Raw genomic sequence first — 15130 nt, forward strand, 5'->3', positions numbered from 1 at the left:
ATGACTACTACACAATCGCAATCATTATTCTCTCAATCAGAGAAGCCAGTTGGTCTCTGTAGCGACCATGCTGGATTTGAACTAAAATCTTACCTTATTTCTCTTTTCGAAGAGAAAGGTATAGCGTATAAAGATTTTGGAACTTATACTTCTGAAAGTTGTGACTATCCAGATTTTGCACATCCGATGGCTATTGCTATTGAAAAGGGAGAGTGCTATCCGGGAATTGGAATATGTGGAACTGGTAACGGTATTAATATTACTTTGAATAAACATCAGGGTATTAGATCGGTATTATGCTGGAATCCCGAAATTGCAAAACTGACCCGAGCACATAATGATGCCAATGTATTAGTCATACCAGGACGTTATGTTTCTAACGAAGAAGCTTACAATATTGTGGTAGCATTTTTTAATACTCCTTTTGAGGGAGGACGTCATATAAGACGTATTGAAAAGATACCCGTATAAATAAAAATAAAAAAGGACTTCAATATTGAAGTCCTTTTTTATTTTTAGCAATTGGAGCTACCATTGCCTTTATTTTATGAAAATAATAAATAGCACTTGTATAATTATGTTTAGTGGTAAAAACCATAACATCCATTTCATGGAATTACCTCTAAAAAAAGTATTGACAATATATTCATCTAATTGAAAGTAGAGCATCTCGCTTAAAGTTTTACTATCTTTTCTTCCACTTCTCAGATCATCCTGCATCTTAAATAAGAAATCGCTAAAAGGGACTCGGCTCAAAATAAATATTACTGATTTTCTTACATAACTAGGTAGTTGCTTTCCATAAACTTCAATCATAAGACTCCCTATATTCAACATTTTTTCAATATCTCGTTTTCCGATTAACTTGTTTCCTCCAGATATTACTTTATCAATAATTTTGACACAGACTTTTTTAAATAGAGGAGTCAAATATTTATATGCTATACTTAGTGTATCTATTAATAAATACTTATAAGTAATGTATAATGATAAAAAAATAGAGAGAAGTCCTATAAGTAATACGCCAAATATACATAAGCTTGATTCAGCAAAAGGCTTACTTCCATATTTAAAAAGAGATAATATAAAGAAAATAATATTCGGCAAACCAAAAGAAATCAATACAATAATAAACCACTTTAGAGCTTTTAAACTCTGCTTGCCTGCATCTTTAAATAATTGATTGATTGAAAATGAAGTCTCAGATTGCTGTTCTTCACAAATACCATCACCTAATTCATTTAATTTAGTGTTCTCATTATTTTCAGTGTTCTTAATGTCCATTTTTTTGATTTTGATATAACTAATTACTCAAATATATGTTTTTTATTTAACATATTCGAATCAGGTCTATTTTTACATCTATTTTTTTGTACACTACAAAATAGTATCTTTGCCCTAACATATAATACAATTAACCATGAAAGGAATTATTCTTGCAGGAGGAAGTGCAACCAGACTCTATCCTTTATCAAAGGCAATCTCGAAGCAGATAATGCCCGTCTATGACAAACCAATGATCTATTATCCTCTTTCTACTCTTATGTTAGCTGGAATTAAGGAAATATTAATAATATCAACCCCTCGTGATTTACCTATGTTTCAGGATTTACTGGGAACAGGAGATGAATTAGGAATGCACTTTGAATATATTATTCAAGAAAAACCGGATGGACTAGCTCAGGCTTTTGTACTTGGTGCGGATTTTTTAAATGGAGAACCAGGATGTCTTATACTTGGTGATAATATGTTTTATGGACAAGGATTTTCCACTATGTTAAAACGTGCTGCATCTATAGATAAAGGAGCGTGTATTTTTGGGTATTATGTAAAAGATCCTAGAGCATATGGGGTGGTAGAATTTGATGAAAATGGAAAAGTTCTTTCTCTAGAAGAAAAACCAGAAACTCCGAAGTCTAATTATGCTGTTCCTGGGCTTTATTTCTATGATAATACTGTTTCAGAAAAAGCAAGAAACTTAAAGCCATCACCTAGGGGTGAATATGAAATTACCGATCTTAATAAAGTCTACCAATCTGAGGGAACATTACAAGTTGAACTTTTCGGACGAGGCTTTGCATGGCTGGATACAGGCAATTGTGATAGTTTATTAGAAGCTGGAAACTTTGTTGAAACAATTCAGAGCAGACAAGGCTTTTATATCGCTTGTATAGAAGAAATTGCATGGCGTAATAAATGGATTGATAATGATCAATTAGAAACACTAGGTAAAAAGTTAGATAAAACGGCATATGGCCAATATATTTTAAGTTTATTATAAGAATATGAAATTTATAGAACAAAGTATACAAGGAGTTTGGGTAATAGAACCTAGCGTTTTTAGCGATGACCGAGGTTATTTTATGGAATCGTTTAAGCAATTGGAATTTGAAAAGTTTGTTGGAAAAACAAATTTCATTCAAGATAATGAGTCAAAATCATCAAGAGGTGTCCTTAGAGGTTTACATTATCAAACAGGAGAGCATGCTCAAGCTAAGTTAGTTAGAGTTATAGAAGGAAGTGTATTGGATGTAGCTGTGGATATACGCAAATCCTCTCCTACTTTTGGAAAATATGTAGCAGTGGAACTAACTGCTGAAAACAAAAAACAATTATTTGTACCTAGAGGCTTCGCCCATGGCTTTGTAGTATTGAGTGAGACTGCCATATTTACATATAAGGTTGATAATATTTATGCTCCAAACCATGAAGCTTCAATTATATGGAGCGACCCTACAATAGGTATAAATTGGGGGATAGCTGAAGAAGAAATACTTCTCTCAGGAAAAGATAAAACAGGTAAACTTCTTTCAGAAGCAATCTTGTTTGAATAAAAGATGGCAAAAAAGTCTAGAAAGAAGAATAAAATAAATAAATTAAAGTCGATCACAATAGTGTCGACTTTAATTATATTACTACTTGCTCTTGGATATCACTTCTACAAAAGAAATGTAACAGCAAATACATTTAAAGAAAGCAATAAATACCAAGTAAAAGGTATAGATGTATCACATCATAATCCAATACTTGACTGGGCAGAAGTAAAAAGGCAAAATATTACATTCACTTATTTAAAAGCTACCGAGGGTATAACTCACGATGACCGTAATTATATCTATAACTACAAATTAGCAAAAGAAAATAATATAAAAACGGGCTCATACCACTTTTACAATTTCGGAGTTTCAGGAAGAGAGCAAGCTAAACATTTTATTCGTGTTGCCAAATGTAAATCTGGAGATCTAATTCCAGCTATTGATGTAGAACATTCTCCAGCAAACTCATATAGTAAAGATCCTTCTTTTGTGAAGAATGTCATAAAAGAACTTTCTATTATGGAAAATGAGCTCTATGAATATTACGGTTTCCATCCTGTTATTTACACCAATATTGATTGCTACAAATTATATATTAATAATTCTTTCCCTAACAATCCAATATGGATAAGTAGCTTAAATAAAGAACCAAATAACGATATAAAAAATTGGGTTATATGGCAATTTTCTCACAAAGGTGAATTAAATGGAATTGTAGGAGATTTAGACCTTAATTATTTCAGATATTCATTTGATGATCTTCGCCAGCTACAACTTCCATAAAGGATACAGCTTTAAATATTAAACTTGCTCTTTACAAAATACAAACCATTCCTCACCTATATGCAAGAAATACAAAATAGAATTTATAAATTTGAAAAAACAATACATAATTAAGTAATGAAGTATACATTATCCATTATTTGCTTATTTCTAGTAACTCTTTTGTCATCATGTTTTCATGAAGATGAATACAATAATTCAAAACGAGATAATTTTGAGCTTCTATGGAAAACTCTGGATGAAAAGTATTGTTTCTTTGAATATAAGAATATAGATTGGGATGAGGTTCATACACGATACTCTGACCGTATCAGTGAAAACATGAGTAATGATGCCTTTTTTGATGTAATGGGCGAAATGTTAGCTGAGTTACAAGATGGTCACGTAAATCTTATTGCCACCCATAATGTTGCAAGGTATTGGAAGTGGTTTGAAGACTATCCCGATAATTTTGATGAGAAAATCCAAAAGAATTATCTTGGAACTGACTATTTAATTGCCTCCGGCATGAAATATAAAATACTGGAAGATAACATTGGATATATATATTATGGGAGTTTCTCCAGTGGTATTGGAGAAGGTAATCTTGATCAAATCATAAACCGTATGTCAATTTGTAACGGTATAATCCTAGACATACGAGACAATGGAGGAGGACTTCTAAGCAATGCTGACAAAATTGCTGCACGTTTCTTTAATGATAAAACGTTAGTAGGCTATATTATGCATAAAACAGGGAAAGGACATAATGATTTTTCGAATCCGTATGCCCGCTACATAGAGCCATCGAATCGACTTAGATATCAAAAAAAGGTAGTCGTTTTAACCAATAGAAGATGTTACAGTTCCTCTAATGATTTTGTAAATGCAATGAGCTATGCGCCTAATGTTACTATTATGGGTGATAAAACCGGAGGAGGAAGCGGTTTACCTTTTTCTTCGGAATTACCAAATGGTTGGTCTCTTCGTTTTTCTTCCTCACCTATGGTAAATGCAAATAAAGAACATATTGAATTTGGAATAGAACCTGATATATCTGTAGATATGAGCTACTCTGATATGCAAAGAGGAGTTGATACAATGATAGAAGCAGCTCGTAATTTTTTGAATAATAAATAATTTTCAATGAACGAGACTATTATAAATTATACCTGTCAATAGGTATATCTAAAACAGATAAATAGAAATATATTGAGTAACAGTCAATAAATACAAAACTTATCCTTATATTTGCACCCGCTAATAAATAATTATGTACTAATTAAAAATTACTTTAAGAAATGGCTACAAAGATCCGTTTACAAAGAAGAGGACGTAAAGACTATCCTTTTTATCAAATCATTATTGCAGATAGCAGAGCACCACGTGATGGTAAATTTATTGAAAAAGTTGGTTCATACAACCCAAACACTAATCCTGCTACAGTTACGTTAAACTTTGACAGAGCTTTGTATTGGCTACAAGTTGGTGCACAACCAACTGATACAGTACGTAATCTCCTATCTGAAGAAGGTGTTCTTATGAAGAAACACTTACTAGGTGGAGTAACTAAAGGTGCATTCTCTGTTGCTGATGCTGAAACTAAATTTGAAGCATGGAAAGCAAACAAAGATAAAGCTACTGAATCTGTAAAAAACAAACATGCAGAAAAAGCAAATGCTGAAATTAAAGCGCGTTTCGAAGCAGAACAAGCTGTAAACAAAGCTAAAGCTGAAGCTGTAGCTCAAAAAAGAGCTGAAGCTGCTGCTGCAAAAGCTGAGAAAGAAGCTCCTGCTGCTGTTGAAGTAGAGGAAGCTCCTGAAGCTCCTGCTGCTGAAAGTGCTGAGTAATTCGACATTTTGATACAGCATACAAAAAAGGTAATCCAATTTGGATTACCTTTTTTATTTTATAATAACTCTGAGATATATTACAACTCTTATTTATATCCTCTAAGATATTGCACTGGATAGTTAGCAACAGTATCGCCCAACTCCTTAGCTGCATTAAGAACAAACTGAGGATTACGTAACAATTCGCGACCTAAGAATATCAAGTCACATTTGCTCGCATTCAATAAATTTTCAGCTTGCTTCGCATCAGTAATAAGTCCTACAGCTCCCGTAATAATTCCAGTCTCTCGTTTTATTCGTTTTGAAAAAGGTACTTGATAGGAAGGACCTACCGGAATTTTAGCATGAGCGATATTACCTCCTGTTGATACATCTACCACATCTACACCTTTCTCTTTTAGCAATTTCGATAATTCCACAGAATCTTCAATACTCCATCCTCCTTCAACCCAATCGGTAGCAGAGATACGTACCCACAAAGAATGCTTTTCCCCCAATAAAGAAATTAAAGCATCAACAACTTCTAGAAGGAATCTTGTTCTGTTTTCAAAACTCCCTCCGTATTCATCTGTTCTATGATTACTCAATGGAGATAGAAACTGATGAATCAAATATCCATGAGCAGCATGAATCTCTAAAATCCTATAACCAGCCTTTAAAGACCTTAAGGCTGCATTTTTAAAATCCTCGATTACAGCCTCTATACCTTCCTTAGATAAAGCTATCGGAGGATTCTCATTCGCTTCAAAAGGAATACCTGAAGCAGAAACCGTAGCCCAGCTATTAGGCCCCTCAATCAATTGTTTTCCTCCATGCTGAGGTAAAGCACAACTAGCCTTTCTACCGGCATGAGCAAGTTGAATACCAGCAACAGCTCCGCTTTTTTCAACGAAATTTACAATTTGAGTCAATTTTTCAATATGCTCATCTTTCCAAATACCTAAATCGCCATGACTAATACGTCCTTCGGGAGATATAGCCGTAGCTTCTTGTATTATAGTTCCACACCCACCTACAGCACGACTTCCATAATGGATAAAATGCCAATCATTAGCAAAACCATCTTCTGCCGAATATTGACACATTGGTGACATTACTACTCTATTTTTTAAAGTAATACCTTTCAAATGGAATGAGGTTAATAGTTTAGACATGTTTTATTTATTTTTTCTTTCAGATAATAACCGTAACATTTATACAATTTATAAAATTAAGAAATAATCCAGACATTCTTGAAGTATTTTATAATATTTCATTTTCATATCTTTTTTATAAAATCTATCTTTGCACGGCTTAAAATATAGAGCCATCTTTGTAGGTGGAACTAATATCAATATCTAACCCTCTTATACTTTCTTTTTATATGATTTATACTGAAAATACAATACACGAAGCAACTAATAGAGGTAGTATAGAGGTTATATGCGGATCGATGTTCTCGGGTAAAACAGAAGAACTTTTACGCAGACTAAAAAGAGCAAAAATAGCTAAACAACAGATAGAAATATTTAAGCCTGCAATTGATACCCGTTATTCTGAAGTTGAGATCACATCACACGATAAAAACTCGATTCCGTCGACTGTAGTCGAACATTCGAGTAATATCCTTTTACTGGCATCCAACATAGAAGTTGTAGCCATTGATGAAGCTCAATTTTTCGATATGGGTTTAGTTGATGTATGTCAGCAATTAGCAGATCAAGGTATCAGAGTCATTATAGCCGGATTGGATATGGATTTTAAAAGGAATCCTTTTGGTCCAATGCCTAATTTATGTGCTATTGCCGATGATGTAGAAAAGGTACATGCCATATGCGTAGAATGTGGTAAATTAGCAAATTATTCGTTTCGACTTGTATCAACAAACGACAAGCAGGTGATGCTTGGAGAGTTAGAGGAATATAAGCCACTCTGCCGACAATGCTATACGCGGTTGAATGAGAAAAGATAGAGAGTGTTTATGAAAACTTTTTTTGAGAAAAAAGAGTTTTCCAGTATTTACTGATTAAAACTTCCTCAGTATGAGAAAAGATCTCAAACACATTGTTCATCACACCCAATTACTAATCAAATCGGGAGACAAGAAAAAGTTAAGAATATATCTTGACAGTCTTAATATCTCCATTATAGAAGATTTGATTGATGAACTTCCTGATTATGCTCCACTCATTATAGATACAATGAGTGCAAACAGAGCTATTAATGTTTTTAGAATTTTGGACGTTCCAACACAAGAACGAGTCATAAAGAAACTACCAAAACTTAAGGTCTCGGAGATTATGAGAGGTCTGCCTCCAGATGACCAAACGGCATTTCTAGGAGAACTAAAAGACGAAGAACTATCTCTGCAATTACTATCTTTACTTTCACCGGAAGATAAAAAGGAAGTATCGACTCTATTAGCCTATCCAGAAGATAGTGTTGGTCGATTAATGACTCCCGACTATCTTGCTATTAATAAGAATTTCACTGTACAAGAGACATTAGATACAATCAGGCTCAGAGGTAAAAATTCGGAGACTATTGACGTTATATATGTATTAGACGATCATGGCGTTTTACTTGATGACCTTCGTATTCGCGATTTACTTCTTGTTGATCCGCATACACCCATAGCTGACTTGATGGATGACAGACTTATATCTCTGAATGCAGAAGATCCACAAGAAGAAGCCATCAAAGTGTTCAAAATGAATAATAGAGTTGCTTTACCTGTTATAGCTCCAGATAAAACTTTATTGGGTATCGTTACTATTGATGATGTGCTATGGCTTGCTGATGAAGAATATTCAGAAGACATGCAACGATTTGGAGCGAGTGGAACTCTTGATGAACCCTATTTGGATGTTCCCCTCTATAAATTGGTTTGGAAACGTGCAGGTTGGCTTATAGTTTTATTTATAGGTGAATTATTGACTGCCTCAGTAATGCAATATTACGAAGATCAATTGGCAAAAGTAATAGTGCTGGCGATGTTTCTCCCTCTAATGATTTCCAGTGGTGGTAATAGTGGTTCACAGGCATCAACACTTATTATACAGGCAATGGCAGTTGGAGACGTACGCCTATCACATTGGTGGCGTGTATTCAGACGCGAAATTATCTCAGGTTTAAGTCTTGGTATTATACTTGGCATTATTGGCTTCATACGTATTTATGTATGGCATTTCATATTCCCTCACTTATATGGTGATCATTGGATTATGGTAGCTAGTACAGTATCTTTATCTCTAGTAGGAATCGTTCTATGGGGATCGCTAATAGGCTCGATGCTTCCATTTATTTTGCGAAGATTAGGAGCCGATCCTGCTACATCCTCAGCCCCTTTTGTGGCAACAATTGTCGATGTTACAGGACTTATTATATATCTAACCATTGCCAGTATAATTTTCGGTTCAGTACTTAATTAAGATCACAAAATAGTTTTCTTAATAAGTAATTAAAATAAGATATGAGTAAAAAACAAGATAAGTCCGATGACGAAAACTTCGAACATAAATCGTTTGAAATCGAAGGACGCACAGTAGAATATAAAACAAAAATAGTTGATAAAGTTGAGCAAGATTTACTCAATCTTAGTGATACTGACAAAGAATTCATAGCATATAGTTTGGTTGATGCAGAGATTCTGCTTACACAACTTAGTGCCGATAAAAATTTGTCTAATTATTCCGCTCAAGATTTAGATGAGCTTATTTATTTATGGTTACACAGACGCACCAGCTTTAAATTGGTAACTGAAGAGGAGTTTGTTAATGCAATAGGGTCTGCATTTGGTAATTGCATGAATAGCGTGTATGGAACCAAATGGACTATTATCAGCGATGAGTATGGTAGTGATTTTGCCTGCGTTTCAGAAAGTCCTGTTTTTCAAACATTCCCTTTCAGCTCTATCTGGAAAGCTATAGAACAAAACAGAGAAGGCTCATTACAAGCTATAATGGATTTAATCCGCAAACATTTAGATGACGGTTCTTTTGGTAACTAGTTAAGCTACTAATCAAAACTTAAATAAAAAAGGCTTTGTATCTGGTAATACAAGGCCTTTTTCTATAATTGGACTCTTTCTTATTTTAATTTAGCTAAAGTTTCTTTTACTCGTTTCAAAGCCTCTACAAGCAATTCATCTGCGGTTGCATATGAAAAACGAATACAGTTAGGAGCACCAAAAGCCTGTCCTGCAACACAAGCAACATGACCTTCTTCTAATAAAAACATTGCTAAGTCGCCTGAGTTTTCGATCTTTCTACCATTAAATGATTTTCCGAAATAGAAAGAGCAATCAGGAAATACATAAAAAGCTCCATCAGGTTTCTCTATTTTAAAACCTTCAATTTCGGATGTTAGCTTATAAACTAAATCGCGACGACGCTCAAATGCAACACGCATAGTCTCTACACAAGACTGATCGCCTGTATAAGCAGCTTCTGCGGCCTTTTGGGTGATAGAAGATGGACCCGAGGTAACTTGCCCTTGTAATTTATTACAAGCGTCTGCAATCCATTTAGGAGCAGCAATCCATCCCAAACGCCATCCGGTCATAGCATAGCCTTTAGAAACACCATTAATAATTACAACCCTATCTCTTACATTCTCAAATTGAGCAATACTTTCATGCTTACCTACATAATTAATATGCTCATATATTTCGTCAGCAAGAATGATAATATTCGGATGCTTTGCCAATACATTAGCTAACCCTTCTAGTTCTGCCTTAGAATATATGCTACCTGTAGGATTAGATGGTGAGCATAAGATTATAGCACGCGTTTTAGGAGTTATAGCATTTTCGAGCTGAGTAGCTGTTATCTTGAAATTTTGCTCTATACCCGCAGAAACAATTACACTTGTTCCTTCGGCTAATTTTACCATTTCTATATAGCTAACCCAATATGGAGCAGGAATTATAACTTCATCTCCAGCATTTACAACACTTAACAAGGCATTATAAACCGATTGTTTTGCACCATTTGAACAAACAATCTGCTCTGGTTGAAAAGTCAGGTTATTCTCTTTCTCTAATTTAGCACAAATAGCTTTACGTAAAGAAGGAAATCCGGTAACAGGACTATAGAATGAATAATTACCATCTATCGCTTTTTTCGCTGCTTCTTTTATGTGATCCGGAGTATAAAAATCGGGCTCACCAACACTTAGATTAATAACATCAAAACCTTGAGCCTTCAATTCTGAGCTCTTTTGTGACATTGCCAATGTTTCGGATGCCGAAAGATTAGCGATACGATCTGCTACCTGTCCCATTTTAATTATTCTTCTTTATTTGTATTTTTCTAGTTTATATATCAAGTAATCCTAAATAATGTAGATTGCTATATTTTTCAGATTCTCTCTTAATTACTCTTTTCGAAGTAATAAGAGTTTATAACCTCAATCTAAATTATGTAAAATATGTCCCATTTTATCCTTCTTTGTCTTCATATAAGCTTCGTTATACTCATTAGGAGTAATTTCGATAGGCACATTTCCAACAACCTCTAATCCAAAAGACTCAAGACCTACTCGTTTTACAGGATTGTTAGTTAGTAAACGCATTTTTTTCACGTTCAAGTCACGAAGTATTGCAGCTCCTACACCATAATCGCGTTCGTCAGCTTGATAACCTAAATGTAAATTTGCATCTACAGTATCCAGACCTTCTTCTTGAAGTTTGTAGGCTTCAATCTTAGCCATCAGACCAATACCCCTACCCTCTTGATTCAGATAAACGATTACTCCTTTACCTTCTTTTTGAATCATTTCCATTGATTTATGTAGTTGTTCGCCACATTCGCAACGTTTAGAGCCAAAAATATCTCCTGTCATACATGAAGAGTGAACTCTTACCAAAATAGGCTCATCGGTATCCCACGTACCTTTTATCAAAGCAATGTGCTCCAAGCCATTCGATTTTTGTTTAAAAGGAATTAGATGAAAGTCTCCATGTTCTGTAGGCATATTCACTTCAGCACCTCTTTCAATCAATGATTCACGGCACAATCTATACTTAACCAAATCTGCCACTGAAATTATTTTAAGACCAAAGTCTTTTGAGAATTTCATCAATTCAGGAAGGCGAGCCATTGCTCCATCTTCATTCTTTATTTCTATTAAAACACCTGCAGGATATAGTCCTGCCAGTTTAGCTAAATCTACAGCAGCTTCGGTGTGACCAATACGGCTCAAAACACCTTTGTCTCTTGCACGTAAAGGAAATACGTGTCCAGGGCGTCCTAGATCTTCCGCTTTTGTTTCTGCTTTCGCAAGAGCTAAGATAGTCTGAGATCTATCGAATGAAGAAATACCTGTAGTACAACCATGTCCTAATAAATCTACTGATACAGTAAAAGGTGTGGCATGTACCGAAGTATTACTTGTAACCATCATTGGTAAATCCAACTCATCGCATCTCTCACCAGTCAAAGGAACACAAAGAAGCCCCTTAGCATGAGTCTCCATAAAGTTCACCTTTTCAGGAGTAATTGCTTCTGCTGCAATAATTAGGTCACCTTCATTTTCACGGTCTTCGTCGTCAACCACAACTACGAAGTTCCCTTTTTTTATTTCTTCTATCGCTTCCTCGATAGTATCTAACTTTATCTCCAACATAATATCTTAAATATTTATTGTTATTTTTTGTTCTTGTTTTGATAGCAACAGCTTCTTCATTTTATTTCGTTGAGAAAAATACAAAACAAAATAAAATGGTATTCCTATCGTAAAATTTAAAATGATACCTGACATTTCAATCTTCTCCTTTAATCGAGAATAGAACTCTTGTCGAGTAAAAAATATCTCAATAAGTAAAAATAAATATAATATCCCACTTATCCATTGTAGAATTGAAAAGGTTGAACTAATAAAACCTTTTGTAACCATATGTACCGCCGATACTACTACAAAAACAGCAAAGGCCTTCAAGGCATCCTTTGCCCGCTTATTAAAGTTAGAGTAAAGTTCTTCAACAGTCATAAGACTGCGATCTCCAAAGACCTTCACATAATAGTTTCTATAAGCATCAGCATTAAACAATGCAGAGTCATTAATAGCTTTGTAGGTTATAAATACACCTAGAGGAAATAAAATGAAAGAGCTCAGCCAGACACCTTGCCACACAGCCCAAACACCATCCCTTGCCATTTTATAGCCCAGATTATCTATTATATAATAGATTATAAATAAGATAACGGATACCACAACTGGCATTCCTAACCCTCCTTTCCTTATAATTGCACCTAATGGAGCCCCAATAAAAAAGAAGACCAAGCAGGCAAAAGATAACGTAAATTTACGCTGTAATTCTACATTATGTTGTCGTATCTTTTTTTGAGTATCGATCTTCGAAATCGAGCGAAACATAAAATCATTCTTATTAGCTTCAGCTCTAGACATCGCATCAGTATATACGCTTGTCTTTTCGGAAGGAGAAAGAGAATTCATTACCGAATCAAGACTATATGCAAATGATGTATTATTTGCTTCTTTTAATTTAGTCGTATCCGTTTGATAGTTATTGCGGTACGATAAATAAGTATAATTAAGCATGACCTTTCGGTCATTAATATTCAAACTATCTACTATTATTGAAAGAGAATCTATTGAAGCTCTCAACTGCGAAGCATTCTTTGCAATCTGGGTTCCATCCATAGATGACTCGTCCATTCTATTGAAATTTGCATCGAAAGGAATAATAACCTGCCTTTCTTTAAAATTCTCGCGGCTGTATGGCACAAATTTATCATTTCGAGCAGCCGAAGTATTATCTAAACCTGACTGTTTGAAATTAGAAAATTGCTGTCCATAAAACAGATTCAATTGCAAATAGTCTTTATTAGAAGACATTTTCATTTTAGCTGAATCGCAAACGATTACAGCCATATTATCGAACCCTTTGGATACATCATAGATCATTACATCACGTAATGTACCTGTTTCTTTATCTTTAGTTTTTACAAAAATATTGTAATTCTCTATTCCTGAGTAAAAAGAGCCTTCGGGAATATCTAGTTCGGGAGATTTCTGTCTTACCGAAATCATTAATGACCGAAGCTTCACATTAATCTTTGGAATGACATTATTCTGAAAAAAGAAAGCACCTACACAAATCAATACCATAAGTATTATTAGTGGGCGCATAGCTTTAAGTAAAGATATACCTGCAGCTTTAATAGCTAATAGCTCGTAACGCTCTCCCAGATTACCAAAAGTCATCAAAGAAGCTAGCAATATAGCTAAAGGCAATGCCATTGGCACTAACGATAGTGCAGCATATGTAAACAATTCGGCAAGCACATGAGTTTCGAGTCCTTTACCGACCATATCCTCAACATACTTCCAAAGAAATTGCATTAATATAATAAACAAAGAAATGGCAAATGTCATGAAAAACACTGGCACAAATGTCTGTAATATATATACGTATAGTCGTTTTACACCCAACATCAAACTTGATCTTATTTATAAGACAAAGTTAGTAAAAAAAGCTGCTAAAAAACAGAAAAGAGATAGTATAAACTATCTCTTTTCTTATGGCTCTATATAATATTCTAAATATTAATATCTTTCACGATTGAAACCGCCACCTGAGTTACCACCTCTTCTGTTGCCACCGCCGCCGCCGAATCCGCCGCCAGAATTGCTTCTACGAGGACCACCTGCGCCGCCACCTTCAGTTCTTGGGCGTGCTACTGATACAGAAATAGTTCTGCCATCATATTCAGCACCGTTCAACTCATCAATAGCTTTTTGACCTGAAGCTTCGTCATTCATTTCTACGAATCCGTAACCTTTTGAACGACCAGTTTCTCTGTCCATAATAACTTTAGCAGAAGCAATCTCTCCGTATTCTCCAAATAAATCGTTTAGGTCAGCATCTGTAATACTATAGCTTAAACCTGCAATAAAAATGTTCATAAAAAATGTAATTAAAAAAAATAAATAATTGTGTTTAGCAAAGAACCAAATTCAGAGAGAAATGAATATACTAACCAAGATACTTGAGAAAGAAATTAAACCCATCTGTCTAAAAATTACTTATGCACTCACAAATGTAGTAATAAATTTGACATCTTATGTATTTACGTGGCAAATAAGTAGCTCCACTCTTAGTTTTAACTAAACCCTACAATTTTAGAAATTAATTAACATTATTTTAATACCTGACTATATTACACAACAATTACTTTTGTAATAAAGTGCAACTAATTATTTAGAGATGAAAATCAATAAGACAAATGCAGCCAGATTACTGGACAAAATAAAAATAGATTACGAGCTTATTCCTTATGAGGTGGACGAATCTGACCTTAGTGCCGTTCACGTAGCCGAACAATTAAACGAACCCATAGAGCAGCTATTTAAAACATTGGTTCTTAAAGGTGACAAATCGGGGTATTTTGTATGCATAATTCCCGGAGCAGAAGAGCTAGACCTTAAACTGGCTGCCAAAGCCTCAGGAAACAAGAGTTGCCACATGATATTAATGAAAGACCTATTAAATACAACCGGATATATTAGAGGAGCATGCTCCCCTATTGGAATGAAAAAGAAATTTCCTACATATATACACTCCACCTGCAAAGATTTCGACTACATCTACATTAGTGCCGGACAGAGGGGTTTACAGATAAAAATAGCTCCGACAGACCTTTTGACGGCTATCGAAGCTACAGTTTGCACACTATGTATTCAAGAAGAATAACT

General features: G+C 34.6%; 16 protein-coding genes. 10 read left to right on the forward strand and 6 right to left on the reverse strand.

Annotated features, from left to right (window positions below):
- The gene (gene rpiB / locus IR022_RS07350; protein ID WP_050708956.1) at positions 1-471 is read left to right on the forward strand and encodes a ribose 5-phosphate isomerase B; all 471 of its coding nucleotides are present in this window, start codon (positions 1-3) and stop codon (positions 469-471) included.
- Between the two features lie 69 nt (positions 472-540).
- On the opposite strand, the gene IR022_RS07355 is transcribed toward rpiB, so the two are convergent.
- Positions 541-1284 carry a hypothetical protein gene (locus IR022_RS07355; RefSeq protein WP_194203226.1) on the reverse strand — a complete coding sequence of 248 codons (744 nt, stop codon included), beginning with the start codon at positions 1282-1284 and terminating at the stop codon, positions 541-543.
- A gap of 136 nt (positions 1285-1420) precedes the next feature.
- Here IR022_RS07355 and rfbA point away from each other — a divergent pair, with 136 nt between their 5' ends.
- The 5 genes from rfbA to IR022_RS07380 all read left to right on the forward strand — a co-directional run bounded on the left by rfbA (position 1421) and on the right by IR022_RS07380 (position 5428).
- A complete protein-coding gene (gene rfbA / locus IR022_RS07360) occupies positions 1421-2281 on the forward strand; it encodes a glucose-1-phosphate thymidylyltransferase RfbA (protein ID WP_194203227.1) in 861 nt (286 codons plus the stop codon).
- A gap of 4 nt (positions 2282-2285) precedes the next feature.
- A complete protein-coding gene (rfbC, locus tag IR022_RS07365; RefSeq protein WP_194203228.1) occupies positions 2286-2834 on the forward strand; it encodes a dTDP-4-dehydrorhamnose 3,5-epimerase in 549 nt (182 codons plus the stop codon).
- A gap of 3 nt (positions 2835-2837) precedes the next feature.
- Positions 2838-3599 (forward strand): glycoside hydrolase family 25 protein, encoded by a 762-nt coding sequence (locus IR022_RS07370; RefSeq protein WP_194203229.1) that lies wholly within the window; start codon positions 2838-2840, stop codon positions 3597-3599.
- Between the two features lie 117 nt (positions 3600-3716).
- The gene (locus tag IR022_RS07375) at positions 3717-4718 is read left to right on the forward strand and encodes a S41 family peptidase (protein ID WP_194203230.1); all 1002 of its coding nucleotides are present in this window, start codon (positions 3717-3719) and stop codon (positions 4716-4718) included.
- A gap of 161 nt (positions 4719-4879) precedes the next feature.
- Positions 4880-5428 (forward strand): 30S ribosomal protein S16, encoded by a 549-nt coding sequence (locus IR022_RS07380; RefSeq protein WP_050708962.1) that lies wholly within the window; start codon positions 4880-4882, stop codon positions 5426-5428.
- Positions 5429-5517: 89 nt separating this feature from the next.
- Here IR022_RS07380 and IR022_RS07385 read toward each other — a convergent pair whose 3' ends face one another.
- Positions 5518-6585: an NADH:flavin oxidoreductase/NADH oxidase gene (locus IR022_RS07385; protein ID WP_194203231.1), complete on the reverse strand. Its 1068-nt coding sequence runs from the start codon at positions 6583-6585 to the stop codon at positions 5518-5520.
- A 209-nt stretch (positions 6586-6794) separates the two neighbouring features.
- Here IR022_RS07385 and IR022_RS07390 point away from each other — a divergent pair, with 209 nt between their 5' ends.
- The 3 genes from IR022_RS07390 (at position 6795) to IR022_RS07400 (ending at position 9419) form a co-directional block, all read left to right on the forward strand.
- Complete coding sequence (locus IR022_RS07390; protein WP_050709000.1) at positions 6795-7382, forward strand: thymidine kinase; 588 nt, start codon at positions 6795-6797, stop codon at positions 7380-7382.
- A 70-nt stretch (positions 7383-7452) separates the two neighbouring features.
- Positions 7453-8841, forward strand: coding sequence for a magnesium transporter (mgtE, locus tag IR022_RS07395; protein WP_194203232.1), 1389 nt, complete (start codon positions 7453-7455; stop codon positions 8839-8841).
- Between the two features lie 41 nt (positions 8842-8882).
- Positions 8883-9419 carry a DUF3806 domain-containing protein gene (locus IR022_RS07400; RefSeq protein ID WP_194203233.1) on the forward strand — a complete coding sequence of 179 codons (537 nt, stop codon included), beginning with the start codon at positions 8883-8885 and terminating at the stop codon, positions 9417-9419.
- Between the two features lie 80 nt (positions 9420-9499).
- On the opposite strand, the gene IR022_RS07405 is transcribed toward IR022_RS07400, so the two are convergent.
- The 4 genes from IR022_RS07405 to IR022_RS07420 form a co-directional block, all read right to left on the reverse strand.
- The gene (locus IR022_RS07405) at positions 9500-10693 is read right to left on the reverse strand and encodes a pyridoxal phosphate-dependent aminotransferase (RefSeq protein ID WP_194203234.1); all 1194 of its coding nucleotides are present in this window, start codon (positions 10691-10693) and stop codon (positions 9500-9502) included.
- Between the two features lie 126 nt (positions 10694-10819).
- Positions 10820-12037, reverse strand: a complete 1218-nt coding sequence (locus tag IR022_RS07410) for a bifunctional 3,4-dihydroxy-2-butanone-4-phosphate synthase/GTP cyclohydrolase II (RefSeq protein ID WP_194203235.1) — start codon at positions 12035-12037, stop codon at positions 10820-10822.
- A 6-nt stretch (positions 12038-12043) separates the two neighbouring features.
- Complete coding sequence (locus tag IR022_RS07415; protein ID WP_194203236.1) at positions 12044-13870, reverse strand: LptF/LptG family permease; 1827 nt, start codon at positions 13868-13870, stop codon at positions 12044-12046.
- 111 nt (positions 13871-13981) lie between these two features.
- Positions 13982-14341, reverse strand: a complete 360-nt coding sequence (locus tag IR022_RS07420; RefSeq protein WP_194203237.1) for an RNA recognition motif domain-containing protein — start codon at positions 14339-14341, stop codon at positions 13982-13984.
- Between the two features lie 301 nt (positions 14342-14642).
- Between IR022_RS07420 and ybaK the strand changes: the two genes are divergently transcribed.
- The gene (gene ybaK, locus IR022_RS07425; RefSeq protein ID WP_194203238.1) at positions 14643-15128 is read left to right on the forward strand and encodes a Cys-tRNA(Pro) deacylase; all 486 of its coding nucleotides are present in this window, start codon (positions 14643-14645) and stop codon (positions 15126-15128) included.
- Positions 15129-15130: the final 2 nt, after the last annotated feature.

The organism is Dysgonomonas sp. GY617, from assembly GCF_015233815.1.
Classification (GTDB): domain Bacteria; phylum Bacteroidota; class Bacteroidia; order Bacteroidales; family Dysgonomonadaceae; genus Dysgonomonas_A.